Raw genomic sequence first — 14,557 nt, forward strand, 5'->3', positions numbered from 1 at the left:
ATTTTTGGGTACAATTACTTTTTTATTAGTACTTTCTTTTTTGGTATTTTTCCATGAATTAGGGCACTTTACCGCAGCAAAATTTTTTGGTGTAAAGGTTGAAGTTTTTTCTATAGGTTTTGGGAAAAGACTCTATGCAAAACAGTGGAAAGGTACAGTTTGGCAGTTTGCATTGATCCCTTTGGGGGGATATGTAAAAATGAAAGGTCAAGATGATACAAAACCCACATTAAGAGAGCAAGGAGATGATTCATACAATAACAAAGCTCCCTGGCAAAGAATAGTTATTCTTTTTGCGGGACCTTTTGCAAACTTTATTTTAGCGGCAATTTTATACTTTATAATTGCCATTGCGGGAGCAAATTCATTGAGTCCTACGATAGGGAATATCCAAGCAAACTCACCGGCACAAAAAGCGGGAATACAAAAAGGTGATGTTATTTTAAGAATAAATAACAATGATATTAAGACTTGGGAAGAGTTAGGAAAATATATTAAAGACTCAAAAGGTGCACTTAAATTTCATATAAAAAGAGATAATAAAATTTTAGTAAAGATTATAAAACCTTATATCTCCGATGCACAAAATATGTTTAAAGAGAATATCAAAAAAAGAATGATAGGTATCTCCCCTGCCCCAAAAATAGTAACAATATATCATGACCCTATATCTGCCGTTTCTTATGCCTGGGATAAAACGGTAGAATCTTCAAAAATGATATTTTTAGGAGTACAAAAACTTATTCAAGGAATAATTCCAAGTTCAGAGATTGGAGGAGTTATTACTATAGGAAAAGTTATCTCAGATGCCAGTCAATCTTCAATTATCGCACTGCTTGCAATTACTGCTTTGATTTCAGTAAATTTGGGAGTATTAAATTTACTGCCTATTCCTGCTCTAGACGGTGGACATATAATGTTTAATATTTATGAAATTATAGCCAGAAGAAAACCAAGCGATCAGGTATTTATGTTTTTAACTCTTGCAGGTTGGGTAATATTAGCTTCTTTAATGTTACTTGGAATATATAATGATATAAATAGATTATTTAAATAAGGGGAAACAATGCAAAAAGAGCTTGCAGTAAAAAATCTTGATAAAATAGTTACAAAAGTTGAAGCAGCAAGACTTAGAGTTTCGCAACACCATATAGTAAAAATCATAGCTATTTCAAAATACTCAACAGCAGAAGATATTTCAGCACTTTATGAAGTAGGACAAAGAGCTTTTGGTGAAAATAAAGTTCAAGATTTAAAAACAAAAGAAGAAAAACTTGACGAGCTTCCGATTGAATGGCATTTTGTAGGAAGATTACAAAAAAATAAAATCAATAATCTAATTGATTTAAATCCTACATTAATGCACTCTTTAGACTCTCTTGAATTGGCAGAAGAGTTAAATAAAAAATTAGAAGCAAAAAACAAAAAGATGTCTTGCCTTTTACAAATCAATTCAGCATATGAAGAGAGTAAGGCAGGAGTTGATCCAAAAAACGCAATCGAAATTTATAAAGAGATTTTAAACTCTTGTAAAAATATAAGATTAAAAGGTGTAATGAGCATTGGAGCTCATACCGATGATAAAGAAGTTGTAAAAAAATCTTTTTTAACAACCAAAAATATTTTTGATGAAGTAGTTCCTTTAGGAGCAAAATATTGTTCAATGGGAATGAGTTCAGACTTTGAATTAGCCATTGCCTGTGGCTCAAATATGGTTAGAATTGGCTCGTCTTTATTTAAATAAAACCATTTCTATCTCTAAAATATTTTATGCTATAATTAAAAAATAATTTTTTACTTTAAGAGTAAGACTTCTGCGAAAAAAAGGTGCCAAATGAAAACTTTAAGTGATATAAGAAAATGGTTAAAAAGCAAAAACGTTGAAAATTATACTGTATCTGAAGATTTATATATCACTGTCCATGGAAATGTTGATTTGTCGGGGAAAATAGTAGAAAGCGAGCTACCTGTCAAGTTTGATGTAGTAGATGGCTACTTTAATATATCAAATAACAATTTAGAAACTTTAGAAGGATGTCCTAAAAAAGTAGCAAAAGATTTTAACTGTTCTCACAATAAAATAACAAGCCTTTTCGGTGGTCCGTCAATTGTCGGAGACTTTGACTGTTCAAACAATGAATTAAAAAATAATTTATCTTACGGTCCTAAAGAGGTGTACGGTTATTATAACTGTTCAAATAATAGATTATCTTCAATTGACGGTGCGCCAAGAAGTATTGTTGAATATTTTAACTGCTCAATAAATCTTCTTACTAGTTTAAAAGGCGGACCTAAATATGTTGATGGGTTTTTTGACTGTTCTCAAAATAGATTAGAGACCTTAAAAGGCGGACCTATTACCGTTGGCCAAGATTATATGTGTTATTGGAATCAATTAAAAAATTTAAATGATGTTGCCGATGAAATAGGATGGAATCTTATTACGGATATCTCTTTAAATCATATTACAAAAAGTTTTGATGAAGAGAAAAAAATCTGGAAATATAAAGGTGAAGAGGTAATAGGTCATATCTACAAACCTCTTCTTGATTTAACGGATAAAGAAGATATCAGAGTCTGGCTTAACAAACATGGAGTAAAAGATTTTCATATTTTAAAAGATAATTCGGTAAAAGTACAAGGTGACGTAAATTTTTCTAAAAAGTTGGAAAACCTTTCAAAATTACCTCTTAGATTTCATGAAGTTACCGGAGATTTTGATATAAGCGATAATGTATTAATGACTTTAGAAGGTTCTCCTAAAAGAGTAGGAGGAAGTTTTCTAGCCTATAAAAATGAATTAACATCTTTAAAAGGAGGTCCCATTGAAGTTGGGAAAAACTTTATTATTTTAAGAAATAATATAAACTCTTTGGAATACTCCCCTGTTAAGGTAAAAGAGGATTATATCTGTTCTCACAACCCTTTAAAAAGTCTGGTAGGAATTGTTGATGTAGGCGGGAATATTTTTACGAATCTTTTAATTGACGGACTAAAATATCAAGAGTTTACATACAATTCCGTAAAAACTTATAAATATGACGGTGAAAGCATTTTAAAATACATAGAAAGAGAGTGTAAAGTTCTTACAGAAGAGGAACAGGTTTTTGAAACAACAAGAAGAAATATTCAAAATGCCATAAATAAAATGATAAATAACGATACTCTAAAAAAAGAGATGATAAACGAAACTTTACTTAAAAATCTGACTAAATATAATCTTCATGATTTAAAAGAGATGGTTCTTCTTATCAAAAATCCTCCTATTGAGACTAAAAAGAAAGAACTTAGTGAAGAAGAAATTCTTCAATCGGTATTTGATAAAGAGATTTAGAGTTTAAAATGGAAATTTCAAATAAGCTTAACAGATATGACTCTACAATACAGCCAAACCAAATCAGACAAGCTACAAAAGTAGCTTCAAAAGGTAGTATAAAAGAGTTTACTGAAGCTTATAGAGTTGATATAAGCCAAAGAGCAAGGCAAAGTGCAGAGTTTAACGACAACTCAATAACTTTTCCTATTCATGACTCTGAGATTCTTCAATACAGCCAAAATCTTGATTTAACTTATAAATCTTAGTTTAAAGCACTTTTGAATTTTTTAAGTTCTTCTTCTATTGAGGGAACTCTCATAAAATGTTCACCTATTAAAAAAGCATCTGCTCCTATTGAACTCAATCTTTTAATTGTTTCCACATTTGAAACTCCGCTTTCGGCAACTATTATTTTCCCGTTTGGAATCATTGGAATCAATTGGTCGCATAAAGTCATATCCATTTCAAAAGTTTCCAAATTTCTATGATTTATGCCTATTATATTTGCTCCGCATTTCATAGCTTTTTTCAAATCTTCTTTATCGTGAATTTCAACTAAAACTTCAAGCCCTAAATGCAAAGCATAATCATAAAGTTCTTTTAGCCCTTTTGTACTTAAACTTTTTGCAATAAGCAAAATAAAATCTGCACCGTAAACTAAGGCTTCGACAATTTGATATTTATCTAAAATGAAATCTTTTCTAAGCAAAGGGGTTGGAACATATCTTCTAATTTGAGTAAGATACTCTTTATCTCCCAAAAAGTAATGAGGTTCAGTTAAAACGGAAATTGCATTTGCTCCGTTTTTTGAATACTCTTGAGCTATTAACAAAGGATCAAAATCTTCTTTTATCACCCCTTTGCTTGGACTTGCTTTTTTAACTTCCGCAATAATTCTAATAGGCTCTTCTTTTGTAGAAGTCAAATAAGGTTTTACGTCTCTTGGAGGAAAAGGATTAATACTTAAACTTCTTCCCAACCATTCCATCGGGTAATCTTTTTTTCTTTTTTCTACATCTTCTCTTGTTATTTTGTTTATTTCATCTAAAATCACTTATTGCACTCCTTAATTTTTTCCCAGTGAAGTCTTATTTCATCATCATTTAATCCCGTTGCATCAATCACTTTTTTCATATTTATATAGGCATTTTCACAATCTTTTAATTTATATTGCCCCCAAGCCAAAGAGTCGATATATGCCAAATTATTAGGAGCTTTTTCCAAAGCTTTTTTCACAAAATAGAGACCTTTTTTTACATCAATATCGTAATCTATTAACAAATATCCCAAATAGTTTTGATAAACATGGCTGTCAAGTACGGTTAAAACATATTCAAATTTTTTGATAACGCCTTTTAGAACTTTCCTCTTATCTTTTGCCATTTCAAACTCTATTATTGCAATTTGAGCCAAATAATCAATATTTGAACTCTTTTCATAAAGTTTATTTGCTAAAGTATAAGCTTTTTTATACTCTTGTGTAGCTTTATACAAAGACAAAAGTTTTTCATCGTTTGCTCCGCTCTCTTCTAAAAAAGATATTGCCTCTTTTACGTCTTTTTTCTCTAAATAAAACATCAAAAGTTTATAGATTTTTTCTAAAGCTTGAGCATTTCCTTTATCTTTAAAAGTAATATATGTTCTTTTTAATATTGAAATTACTCCGTCAATATTATTCTCATTTTGATAAAGTTCCAAAAGCCGTGAACATATAATATTATCACACCCTCTTATTGTAATATAAGATTCTAAGAGATTTATTGCTTCTGCTCTTTGATTCGTATATCTGTACATTATGTCTGTTAAACTAAGTAAAGAGCTGATAGAGGAAGTTCTTTCATAAATTTTTCCGAAAAGTTCTTTTGCTTTGTTATACTCGCCTTTTCTAATATAAACACTTCCTAAAAGTTCGTAAATTGAATCATTTTCTTCTATTTTTAGAAGATTTTTTATCTCTTTTTCCGCTTTTTCAAACTCACTTTTTTGAACTAATGCCAAAATATAAATTTTTAATATATTATCTTCCGAATTAGTGATTTTTTCTCTGTTTTTTTCTATTATCTCTATTAAATCATCATATCTTTTAAGAGCAAAACTTAATCTTGAATACTCCAAAAGATACTCATTATTAAAGGTATTTTCATAAAGTTTTTCAAAAAGATCAGCTGCCTCTTCTTTGTTACCTTCTCTTAAATACTCTAAGGCATACATAACATATCTATCTTCTTGGGCAAAAGTTTTATACTTGAAATCAGGATTTATTAAATTACTTTTTTGCGGTTCATTCAAAAAACTGCACCCTGATATAAAAAATGAAAAAATTATTAATATTACAATTCTACTATAGCCGGGCACTCTTCTTTCACCTCATCTTTTCTTGTTTTAAAATATTCCCAGAACGGAAATGTTCTGCATTGTATCGGTCTTACATCATAAATAGAACACTGTTTTTTCTTTAAATCAAAGAAAAAACACGCATAATTATCTTCTGCAAGTTTTATCTCTTTTATACTATATTTATAACCTCTTTTTTCTAAATATTTAACTCTTAATTCATCTAAAGAGATATTTAAATATTCACTTAAGTTTTTCATTTCCTCTTTACTTATCCAGATATTTCCGCTTTCGCCTATACAGCAATTACCTTCACAGGTTTCACACCCTTTTGGATTAAAAGCAAAATCAAAACCCTCTTTTTTTACAATATTCATATTTCTACTTTTATACTGTGAGTTGAACTCATTTCATAAATTTTTTTAACTTTTTTTGAAAAATCATCATTTTCAAAAACTACTAAAGGTTCTAATACCCTTAAAAGTGATTTAGAATTTTTTCTTGCATATATTAAAACCAATGTGGCATCTTTACTCTGCTTAGGATGAACAAACTGTAAAGCTTCAATATTTAATTTTGCCTCTTCTAAAAGTTTTATTATATCTTTTAACTGTTTTACATCATAGCAGAAAAAGAATTTACCGTCGGTTTTTAAAACTTTTGAAACTTTTTTTATAAACTTTTCCAAAGGTAAACTATCATTATACCTTGCAATTTTTAAATTCTCATTTTCACTTTTTATTACATTTGTATGATAAAAAGGAGGATTTGATACACAAATATCAAACTCTTTATCAAAATTCAAATTCAAAAAAGAGCCTTTATACATAGTTGTATCAATGCCGTTACATTTTGCATTTTTCAAAGAAAAATCTTGGAACAGAGTCTGAATTTCACACTGATTAAGAGTTATCTTTTCATAATCCCTTGCTAAAAGCAATCCTAAAATACCACTGCCGCTGCCGATATCTAACAACTGCCCTTTTATATTTTTAAATTTCTTTAAATTTTCTACTATAAAACTATATAAAAAATGGGTGTCGCTATTATAACAATATCCGTTGCTAGGCTGATATAGAACCAAAAAGAACCTTTTTTTAAATTTTGGTGATTATATCAAATCTTAGATTTAAATCAAGTGAGTCATTTCATATAAAAAAAGTCTGATTTCTCTCATTTTTATATAAATTATTAATAGATTTTATATAACTTTTATTTATATTTCTATTTGTATCGGATAGTAACATGGACGAGATTAAAAATTATTTATCTCATATTTAAATTAACTTTAATTCTTTAATTAGTTATCATAATTCAAGAATATTTGATATTTTTTAAAATTTTTAAGCTTGGAAAAAGGAGAGCAAATGTCAATACTAAAAGCTCCTGAAAATGTTCCTGTTTGGGTAGATGAAACAAGATGCAAAGCCTGTGACTTATGTGTATCTGTTTGTCCTGCCGGAGTTCTTGCCATGAGACCCGAAGCCTCTTCAATACTTGGGGCTATGTTGGAGATTGAAAATCCCCAATCATGTATCGGATGCTGTGATTGTGAGTTATCATGTCCTGATTTTGCTATTCATGTTGCAGATAAAAAAGAGTTTAAATTCTCAAAACTTACAGATGAGGCAAGACAAAGGGCAATAGATATTAAAAATAATAATTATAAAGTACTTAAAGTATAAGGAGAGAGAATGGCTAGAGAAGTAATTTCAACGGGAAATGAATTGGCAGCACAAGCAGCAGTTGATGCAGGATGTGAATTCTTTGGAGGATATCCCATTACTCCCTCAAGTGAAATAATGCATAAACTCTCGGATTTACTTCCCAAAGCAGGAGGTGTTGCAATTCAGATGGAAGATGAAATTGCGGGTATCTGTTCAGCTTTAGGTGCAGCTATGTCAGGTAAAAGAGCAATGACTGCAACTTCGGGTCCAGGAATCTCTTTAAAAGCGGAAAATATAGGTTTAGGATATATTGCGGAAGTTCCTTTAGTAATAATTGACGTAATGAGAGGCGGTCCCTCAACGGGTCTTCCCACAAGAGTACAGCAGGGAGATATAAATCAAGTAAAAAATCCCACACACGGAGATTTTAAATCAATAACTCTTTGTGCCTCTTCACTTCAAGAGTGTTATACCCAGACAGTAAGAGCTTTTAATCTTGCAGATAGATTTATGCAACCTGTATTTGTTCTTTTAGACGAAACAATAGGTCATATGTCAGGCAAAGCCGTAATTCCCGACATAGAAGAGATAAAAAAGAATATAAGATTAAGAAGAGTTTTTAAAGGAGAGCCAAAAGAGTACAAACCCTATAAAGTACCTAAAGATGAACCGGCTATCCTAAATCCGATGTTTCAAGGGTATAGATACCATTTTACAGGTTTACATCATGATTACAGCGGTCATCCTACAGAAGATGCAAAAATGTGCGAAGATTTAATACAAAGACTTTTTAATAAAGTTGATGCACATTTAGATGAAATAGAATCGTATGAAGAGTATTTGCTAGAAGATGCCGAAATTATGATTATAGCCTACGGTTCTCTTGCTTTATCTGCAAAAGAGGCAATAAACAGATTAAGAAAAGAAGAAATAAAAGTCGGAATGTTTAGACCTATTACCTTGTGGCCAAGCCCTGAAAAAAAGATTGAAGAGTTATGTGACAAATTTGAAAAAATCTTAGTTGCCGAACTTAATATGGGACAATATATAAACGAAATTCAACGAATCAGCGGAAGAAAAGATTTTACAACAATGTTTAGAGCAAACGGTAGACCAATAGCTCCGCTTGAAATAATGGAAAAAATAAAAGGAATGTAAAATGGCATTTGATTATGATGAATATTTAAGAGTAAACAAAATGCCTACACTTTGGTGTTGGGGCTGCGGAGACGGAGTTATTTTAAAAGCGGTAATCAGAACTATTGATAAACTAGGATGGAATATGGATGATGTTTGCGTGGTGTCAGGAATCGGCTGTTCCGGTAGATTTTCATCTTATATGAACTGCAATACAATACACACCACTCACGGTCGGGCAGTTGCTTATGCAACAGGAGTAAAACTTGCCAATCCCGATAAAAAAGTTATTTGCGTAACAGGGGACGGTGACGGTTTGGCAATAGGAGGAAATCATACTATTCACGGATGCAGAAGAAATATTGACATAAACCATATCGTTATCAACAATTTTATATATGGTTTAACCAATTCTCAAACAAGCCCTACCACACCTCAAGGAATGTGGACGGTAACGATGAAAAAAGGAAATATTGACCCTACTTTTGATGCCTGTAATTTGGCAATAGCGGCAGGTGCCTCTTTTGTAGGAAGAGAATCTGTAGTTGATCCTAAAAAACTGGAAAAACTATTTATAAAAGGCTTTGAACATAAAGGTTACTCTTTCTTTGATATTTTTTCAAACTGCCATATAAATCTGGGAAGAAAAAATAAAATGAACTCTGCACGCTCACATTTGGATTGGATAGATTCAATTACTCTTTCAAAATCTAAATATGACAAAATGGAAGAGGAAGAAAAAAAAGGACTTTTTCCTACTGGAGTTTTAAAACAAGATAACGAAGCAAAAGAGTATACGCAAATGTATGAGAAAGTAAAACAGGCACATCAAAATAATACAACAGTAGAATTTTAGGAGATAGGATTATGGCTAGAACTTTAATGAGATTTACGGGTGTGGGAGGACAAGGTGTACTTCTTGCAGGAGAGATATTCGCAGCAGCAAAAATAAAAAACGGTGGATATGGATTAAAAACGGCAACCTATACTTCTCAAGTAAGAGGAGGTCCGACTGTTGTTGATATTACTTTAGATGATGAACCTATTTTATACCCATACGCAAATGACGGAGAAATTGATTTTATGTTATCAGTTGCACAAATCTCTTATGACCAATTTAAAAAAGGTATAAAAAAAGGGGGGATAATAGTAATTGAGCCCAATTTAGTCACTCCTACAAAAGAAGATAGAGAAAAATGGGAAATATACGAAATTCCTATTATTACAATAGCAAAAGAAGAAGTAGGAAATGTTATTACCCAATCGGTACTTGCCCTTTCTATCGCAAATTATATGACAAAGGAGAGTGTAAAAAATGATATATTAAGAGAAACAATGCTTAGTAAAGTTCCTAAAAAAGTTCATGATATAAATAACAAAGCCTTTGATCTGGGAATTGATTATGCAAAAGCGGTATATGATAAAGCTTTAAATTCTAATACAAAATAAATAATTTTTTCCTAATTTTATTTAAGCTATAAACTTTAAGTTTAATAACAATAAAATTATTATATTGCATTATTAAAGTTCTTTATTAATAATGTAAAAAGATAGATAGAGTTTAAAAAGGAAGTATAAATGAGCGAATTCAAAATACGAGATATATCTTTTTATAACTTTCTATTTCTAATATTCGGACTAATATTAATCAGCGGAATTTTATATCTCTCCTTAAAAAAAATAAAAGATTTAAATGACAAAATCTCAATAGTAACTACCACTCAAAACTCTTTTCTTGAAATGAAAGTAAATAGTGAAAGTCTTCTTCAAACAACAAATTTTGAAAATAGAAAAAATAGATGGAAAAATAGCATAGAAAAATTTGATAATGATTTAAAAAAACTAAAAACTCAAAGAAAAGAGTCTCTTTTAGAAATATGGAATATGGCAAAAGAGAGAATAAAAAGAATAAACAATCTACTTGACAAAGAGGTTTTAACAGTTATATATATGGATAGAAAGCCCTTATTAGTTTTGGAAAATGAACTTTTCATCAAAAAAGATACAAAGCTATATATAACAATATCTTCTTTAACAAAAGAGATAAAAAGTCTTATTCAAGATGAAATAATGATGTTTCAAGAATTCAAGAAAACATACAAATTGGAAAAAGAGGATATTGATGAACAAATATACAATACCGTTTATATTACAACCTCTTTAATAATTTTTATTTTATTTACACTTATAGGATTAATCAGCATATTTACTTCAAAAATTTCGAAAATAGAGAAAAAACTTATAAATACCCAGAATAGATTAAATGAAAATCTATTAAAGATAAAAGATTCAAAAATACTTCTTCAAAATATAATTGATTCTATTCCTGCCGCAATTTTTTGGAAAGATACAAAAAACAGATACTTAGGCGTAAATAAGTATATTCTTAATAATGCAGGTTTCAAAAAACAAGAAGAGATGATAGGAAAAACAGATCATGAAATGCCATGGAAAGATGAGGAAGCGGAAGTTTTTATAGCAGATGACAAAGCCATAATTGAAAGTGGCGAAGCAAAACTTCAAATAGAAGAAGAGTTAACACAAAAAAACGGCACTACAATAGAAGTTATAACCTCAAAAGTTCCTTTAAAAAACAGTAAAAACGAGATTATCGGTATACTTGGAATTTTTATGGATATAACAGAAAAAAAAGAGATGGAAAAAATGTTAACTCAAAAAAACCAAATGCTGACTCAGCAATCAAAAATGGCAGCTTTGGGAGAAATGCTGGAAAATATAGCACATCAATGGAAACAACCTCTATCTTTGATTTTAAGTACAACAACGGGAATAAAATTAAAAAAAGAGTTTAATCAGCTAGATGATGATTTTTTATTTGAATCAATAGAAAATATTATAAATTCAGTTGAACATATGAATCAAACAATGAACGATTTTAGATACTATTTCCAAGTTGACAAGGCTCCAAGATATTTTAATTTTGAAAAAGTTGTAGATAAAGCCCTGCTTTTAGTTCAGTCAAAATTAAAAAATCATTCAATAGAAGTTATAAAAAATATTTCGGCAAAAGACATTTACGGGCTTGAAAACGAGTTTATCCAGGTTTTAATGAATATCTTAAGCAATTCAATCTATATCTTAGAAAAAGAAGAGTCTGAAGATAGATTTATTTTTATAGAATCAAAAGAGCTTAAAGAACCTTCAAAATACATAGAAATAAAAATCTATGACAACGCAGGAGGAATTCAAAAAGAGATTATTGATAAAGTCTTTGATGCACACTTTACGACAAAAGGAGAAGAAGGTACGGGTATAGGTCTTTATATGTCCGAACAAATAATATGTAACCATATGAAGGGTTTAATTAAAGTCTCAAATAAAGAGTTTACATACAAAAATATAGAGTGCAAAGGTGCAGAATTTACTATTACTATACCCTCGGAAAAATATAATTAATTTATATAAACAATATAGTTATTAATTTTATCTTCTAATCTTTTTGATAAATAAACATTACAGTTTTTCAAGCAAGACAAAATAAATTTTGCCTCTTTATGATAATTGAGTATTTTCAAATTATCCCAGCTTTCAGGCGGCTTTTGTAAGTTTGTTATTCTATCTGCTAGTTTTACCATCTGTACTTCGTAAGGTTGTGACATTAACCTATTTATACTATCTGCCATCTGATCTTTTTTTGACAAACTAAAATCTTTTGTTAAAGCTTCTACACCCTCAGCTATTTTGGCATCAAACTCATTATATAAATCATCATAAGTAATATTCGTATCTTCTATTGTATCATGCAATAAAGCAACACTTATAGCTAAATCACTTTTTTCAATCTCTAGTTTTGACTCTTCGCAAGCATGAATTACTTCCATTGCAACTGAAGTTAAGTGAGTTAAATAAGGTAAACCGTAAGGAGTTTTTTGTTCTTTATGGGCTTTTGCCGCAAAATTTAAAGCTTTTAAATATTTTTCTTGTGAAAACATTACTCTTCTTCCTTTCTTTTCTCTTTTTTCTTTCCGTTATCAGCCTTTACTTTAGGCATAACAGGATTTGCATTTTTTGAAAAGTATATTAAATCTTCTACTGTTTTTATACTACTGTCCAGACGAGAAAAAGCCTCTTTTAAAAGATAAGCCGTACTAAGAGCATCACTATATGCTCTATGATGATTTTCTATATTTATATGAAGAAGCTCTTTTAAAAATCCTAAACCGTATTTTTCCGCTTTTATTGTTCGTTTTGCAAGATTTATCGTACATAATTTTCTATTTTCCAAAACTCCCAAATCATACTTTTTAAAAGAGTTCGATACAAAATTATAATCAAATTTTATATCATGGGCAACAAAAACATCATCTTCCAAAAAAAGTTTAAACTCTTTTAAAACAGCTTTCAAAGTAGGAGCATCCTCTAGCATTTCTGGAGTAATATTAGTAACCTCTTGTATATACTCAGGTATACTTTTGGCATAAACCAAAGATTCAAATTTGTCGATTATTTGACCGCCTTTTAGTTTTACCGCACCTATTTCGATTATTTGATGCCCTTTACTTACCTGAGAACCGTTTGTTTCAATATCGACTATGCAAAAAGTCTGCTCTTCAATTAATGTTCTTGTAGTCTTTAAATAGACTTTGTCATTTTCAATTTCCAAAGGAAAACCATTTGTCAAAAGCAATTCAAACTCTAATTCAGGAGAATCAAAAAATCTCTCTTTGTTTTGTTTTAGCTCGTCTAAAAACTCTTCGAAAGCTATGGGAGCTTTTTTTAATTTTTCTACTAATTTTAAAGTGAAAGTATTTAGAGGTCTAGATTTCATTGGCAGCTTTTACAAAGTTAAACATTTTTTGTTTATCTTTTTTCCCTTTACTAATTTCAACCCCTGAACTTACATCAACTCCAAAAAAGTTATACCCTTTTAACTCTTTTAAATTTTTTTCATTTAATCCGCCGGCTAAAATAAATTTTGAACAATCTACATTATCAAACCACTGCAAAGCTACCCTTTTTCCTGCTCCTCCAAACTCTTCAACAAAAGCATCGACTAAAATATATTCATTTGCATTTTTTAAAATATCATCTTTTGATTTTGCTCTTAAAACCTTTATATATTTGGTTCTTAGTTTTTCATACTCTATTAAAGAGTTATCGTCATAAACCTGAGCTAAATTTATTAAAGCCTCATCACAGATTTTGTTTATATTTTCAGCTGTTTCATTTACAAAAAGTCCTACCGTTTGAATAAAAGGAGGAAGTTTTTTTACGATTTTTCTTGCCTCTTTTGCTTCAATATATCTAGGACTTTTTTTATAAAAAACAAAACCTATAGCATCTGCTCCCGCTTCTATGGCATCAAGAGCATCTTCTAAATTCGTGATTCCGCAGATTTTAATTTTCATTTTATACCTGAAGTGATTTTATAGCTTTTGAGTAATCTTCATTTCCAAATACATAAGAGCCTGCAACAACAACATCAACTCCGGCATCTTTTAACTGATGAATATTTTTATCGTTTACTCCGCCGTCAACTTCTATTAGACAAGCAGGATTTCTTTTATTAATAAGCTCTTTTAATTTTTTCGCTTTTTCAATTACGCTTGGAATAAATTTTTGCCCACCGAATCCGGGATTTACCGACATTAATAAAACCATATCCAAATCTTCCAATAAATATTCAATACTCTCAGGTGTTGAATGGGGATTTAAAACTATTGCAGGTTTAATCCCCAAACTTTTTATTTTTTGAATAAGTCTGTGAGGATGTTTTTCACTCTCTATATGAAAAGAGATATATTCAGGCTTTAAAGGAGCGAAAAGCTCTACAAAAAAAGTGTTATTTTCAACCATCAAATGTACATCAAGAGGTTTTGTAGCTATTTTTGCAACAGGATTTACAACAACAGGTCCTAGTGTCATATTAGGTACAAAGTGACCATCCATAACGTCTACATGGATAAGATCACAGCCCCCGTCACAAATAGCTTTTATCTCTTCATTTAATTTTCCGAAATCTGCTGATAAAATCGAAGGTGCTACTTGCATCAAAAACCTTTATATTAAAATTGAGGCGATTATACTATTTTATAGTTTTATTTTTCTTTTTATGATACTATTTCAACAGATTATAATAGGA

General features: G+C 30.1%; 17 protein-coding genes. 9 read left to right on the top strand and 8 right to left on the bottom strand.

What is annotated here, in order from left to right; translation table 11 throughout:
• The first annotated feature begins 4 nt into the window (after positions 1 to 4).
• From rseP to AANAER_RS09610, 4 genes are all read left to right on the top strand, one after another.
• The gene (rseP, locus tag AANAER_RS09595) at positions 5 to 1,057 is read left to right on the top strand and encodes an RIP metalloprotease RseP (RefSeq protein WP_129081036.1); all 1,053 of its coding nucleotides are present in this window, start codon (positions 5 to 7) and stop codon (positions 1,055 to 1,057) included.
• A gap of 9 nt (positions 1,058 to 1,066) precedes the next feature.
• Positions 1,067 to 1,744, top strand: coding sequence for a YggS family pyridoxal phosphate-dependent enzyme (locus tag AANAER_RS09600; protein WP_044418221.1), 678 nt, complete (start codon positions 1,067 to 1,069; stop codon positions 1,742 to 1,744).
• Between the two features lie 90 nt (positions 1,745 to 1,834).
• On the top strand, positions 1,835 to 3,334 hold the full coding sequence (locus AANAER_RS09605; protein WP_129081037.1) for a hypothetical protein: 1,500 nt from the start codon (positions 1,835 to 1,837) through the stop codon (positions 3,332 to 3,334).
• An 8-nt stretch (positions 3,335 to 3,342) separates the two neighbouring features.
• Positions 3,343 to 3,582 (top strand): hypothetical protein, encoded by a 240-nt coding sequence (locus AANAER_RS09610; protein ID WP_129081038.1) that lies wholly within the window; start codon positions 3,343 to 3,345, stop codon positions 3,580 to 3,582.
• Here AANAER_RS09610 and trpC read toward each other — a convergent pair.
• Genes trpC through AANAER_RS09630 form a run of 4 tightly spaced genes read right to left on the bottom strand, consistent with a single transcriptional unit; the run spans position 3,579 to position 6,734 of the window.
• Positions 3,579 to 4,370: an indole-3-glycerol phosphate synthase TrpC gene (trpC, locus tag AANAER_RS09615; RefSeq protein ID WP_129081039.1), complete on the bottom strand. Its 792-nt coding sequence runs from the start codon at positions 4,368 to 4,370 to the stop codon at positions 3,579 to 3,581. The two genes, AANAER_RS09610 and trpC, sit on opposite strands and share 4 nt — an antisense overlap.
• Entirely contained in the window at positions 4,367 to 5,605 is a 1,239-nt protein-coding gene (locus AANAER_RS09620) for a tetratricopeptide repeat protein (protein WP_129081040.1), read from the bottom strand. The genes trpC and AANAER_RS09620 overlap by 4 nt, the downstream gene beginning before the upstream one ends.
• 41 nt (positions 5,606 to 5,646) lie before the next feature.
• Complete coding sequence (locus AANAER_RS09625) at positions 5,647 to 6,027, bottom strand: YkgJ family cysteine cluster protein (RefSeq protein WP_044418212.1); 381 nt, start codon at positions 6,025 to 6,027, stop codon at positions 5,647 to 5,649.
• On the bottom strand, positions 6,024 to 6,734 hold the full coding sequence (locus AANAER_RS09630) for a tRNA1(Val) (adenine(37)-N6)-methyltransferase (RefSeq protein ID WP_129081041.1): 711 nt from the start codon (positions 6,732 to 6,734) through the stop codon (positions 6,024 to 6,026). Before AANAER_RS09630 ends, AANAER_RS09625 begins: the two co-directional genes overlap by 4 nt.
• A gap of 283 nt (positions 6,735 to 7,017) precedes the next feature.
• Here AANAER_RS09630 and AANAER_RS09635 point away from each other — a divergent pair, with 283 nt between their 5' ends.
• The 5 genes from AANAER_RS09635 (at position 7,018) to AANAER_RS09655 (ending at position 11,871) form a co-directional block, all read left to right on the top strand.
• A complete protein-coding gene (locus tag AANAER_RS09635) occupies positions 7,018 to 7,335 on the top strand; it encodes a 4Fe-4S binding protein (protein ID WP_129081042.1) in 318 nt (105 codons plus the stop codon).
• Positions 7,336 to 7,344: 9 nt separating this feature from the next.
• A complete protein-coding gene (locus tag AANAER_RS09640; RefSeq protein WP_129081043.1) occupies positions 7,345 to 8,475 on the top strand; it encodes a 2-oxoglutarate synthase subunit alpha in 1,131 nt (376 codons plus the stop codon).
• A gap of 1 nt (position 8,476) precedes the next feature.
• Positions 8,477 to 9,310, top strand: coding sequence for a 2-oxoglutarate ferredoxin oxidoreductase subunit beta (locus AANAER_RS09645; RefSeq protein ID WP_129081044.1), 834 nt, complete (start codon positions 8,477 to 8,479; stop codon positions 9,308 to 9,310).
• Between the two features lie 11 nt (positions 9,311 to 9,321).
• Positions 9,322 to 9,903 carry a 2-oxoacid:acceptor oxidoreductase family protein gene (locus tag AANAER_RS09650; protein ID WP_129081045.1) on the top strand — a complete coding sequence of 194 codons (582 nt, stop codon included), beginning with the start codon at positions 9,322 to 9,324 and terminating at the stop codon, positions 9,901 to 9,903.
• Positions 9,904 to 10,032: 129 nt separating this feature from the next.
• Positions 10,033 to 11,871, top strand: coding sequence for a sensor histidine kinase (locus AANAER_RS09655; RefSeq protein WP_129081046.1), 1,839 nt, complete (start codon positions 10,033 to 10,035; stop codon positions 11,869 to 11,871).
• On the opposite strand, the gene AANAER_RS09660 is transcribed toward AANAER_RS09655, so the two are convergent.
• The 4 genes from AANAER_RS09660 to rpe are packed head-to-tail and all read right to left on the bottom strand — an operon-like array spanning position 11,868 to position 14,466.
• A complete protein-coding gene (locus AANAER_RS09660) occupies positions 11,868 to 12,407 on the bottom strand; it encodes an HD domain-containing protein (protein WP_129081047.1) in 540 nt (179 codons plus the stop codon). The genes AANAER_RS09655 and AANAER_RS09660 overlap by 4 nt on opposite strands.
• On the bottom strand, positions 12,407 to 13,243 hold the full coding sequence (locus AANAER_RS09665; protein WP_129081048.1) for a 3'-5' exonuclease: 837 nt from the start codon (positions 13,241 to 13,243) through the stop codon (positions 12,407 to 12,409). Before AANAER_RS09665 ends, AANAER_RS09660 begins: the two co-directional genes overlap by 1 nt.
• Positions 13,233 to 13,823: a phosphoribosylanthranilate isomerase gene (locus AANAER_RS09670; RefSeq protein WP_129081049.1), complete on the bottom strand. Its 591-nt coding sequence runs from the start codon at positions 13,821 to 13,823 to the stop codon at positions 13,233 to 13,235. The genes AANAER_RS09665 and AANAER_RS09670 overlap by 11 nt, the downstream gene beginning before the upstream one ends.
• Position 13,824: 1 nt before the next feature.
• On the bottom strand, positions 13,825 to 14,466 hold the full coding sequence (gene rpe / locus AANAER_RS09675) for a ribulose-phosphate 3-epimerase (protein WP_129081050.1): 642 nt from the start codon (positions 14,464 to 14,466) through the stop codon (positions 13,825 to 13,827).
• Positions 14,467 to 14,557 lie beyond the last annotated feature (91 nt).

It is taken from the genome of Halarcobacter anaerophilus, from assembly GCF_006459125.1.
Taxonomy (GTDB): domain Bacteria; phylum Campylobacterota; class Campylobacteria; order Campylobacterales; family Arcobacteraceae; genus Halarcobacter; species Halarcobacter anaerophilus.

Coding starts and splice junctions, on each gene's coding strand:
- AANAER_RS09600 (WP_044418221.1), top strand. CDS start 1,067: ATGCAAAAAGAGCTTGCAGTAAAAAATCTTGATAAAATAGTTACAAAA.
- AANAER_RS09605 (WP_129081037.1), top strand. CDS start 1,835: ATGAAAACTTTAAGTGATATAAGAAAATGGTTAAAAAGCAAAAACGTT.
- AANAER_RS09610 (WP_129081038.1), top strand. CDS start 3,343: ATGGAAATTTCAAATAAGCTTAACAGATATGACTCTACAATACAGCCA.
- AANAER_RS09625 (WP_044418212.1), bottom strand. CDS start 6,027: ATGAATATTGTAAAAAAAGAGGGTTTTGATTTTGCTTTTAATCCAAAA.
- AANAER_RS09635 (WP_129081042.1), top strand. CDS start 7,018: ATGTCAATACTAAAAGCTCCTGAAAATGTTCCTGTTTGGGTAGATGAA.
- AANAER_RS09640 (WP_129081043.1), top strand. CDS start 7,345: ATGGCTAGAGAAGTAATTTCAACGGGAAATGAATTGGCAGCACAAGCA.
- AANAER_RS09645 (WP_129081044.1), top strand. CDS start 8,477: ATGGCATTTGATTATGATGAATATTTAAGAGTAAACAAAATGCCTACA.
- AANAER_RS09650 (WP_129081045.1), top strand. CDS start 9,322: ATGGCTAGAACTTTAATGAGATTTACGGGTGTGGGAGGACAAGGTGTA.
- AANAER_RS09655 (WP_129081046.1), top strand. CDS start 10,033: ATGAGCGAATTCAAAATACGAGATATATCTTTTTATAACTTTCTATTT.
- AANAER_RS09660 (WP_129081047.1), bottom strand. CDS start 12,407: ATGTTTTCACAAGAAAAATATTTAAAAGCTTTAAATTTTGCGGCAAAA.
- AANAER_RS09665 (WP_129081048.1), bottom strand. CDS start 13,243: ATGAAATCTAGACCTCTAAATACTTTCACTTTAAAATTAGTAGAAAAA.
- AANAER_RS09670 (WP_129081049.1), bottom strand. CDS start 13,823: ATGAAAATTAAAATCTGCGGAATCACGAATTTAGAAGATGCTCTTGAT.
- rpe (WP_129081050.1), bottom strand. CDS start 14,466: ATGCAAGTAGCACCTTCGATTTTATCAGCAGATTTCGGAAAATTAAAT.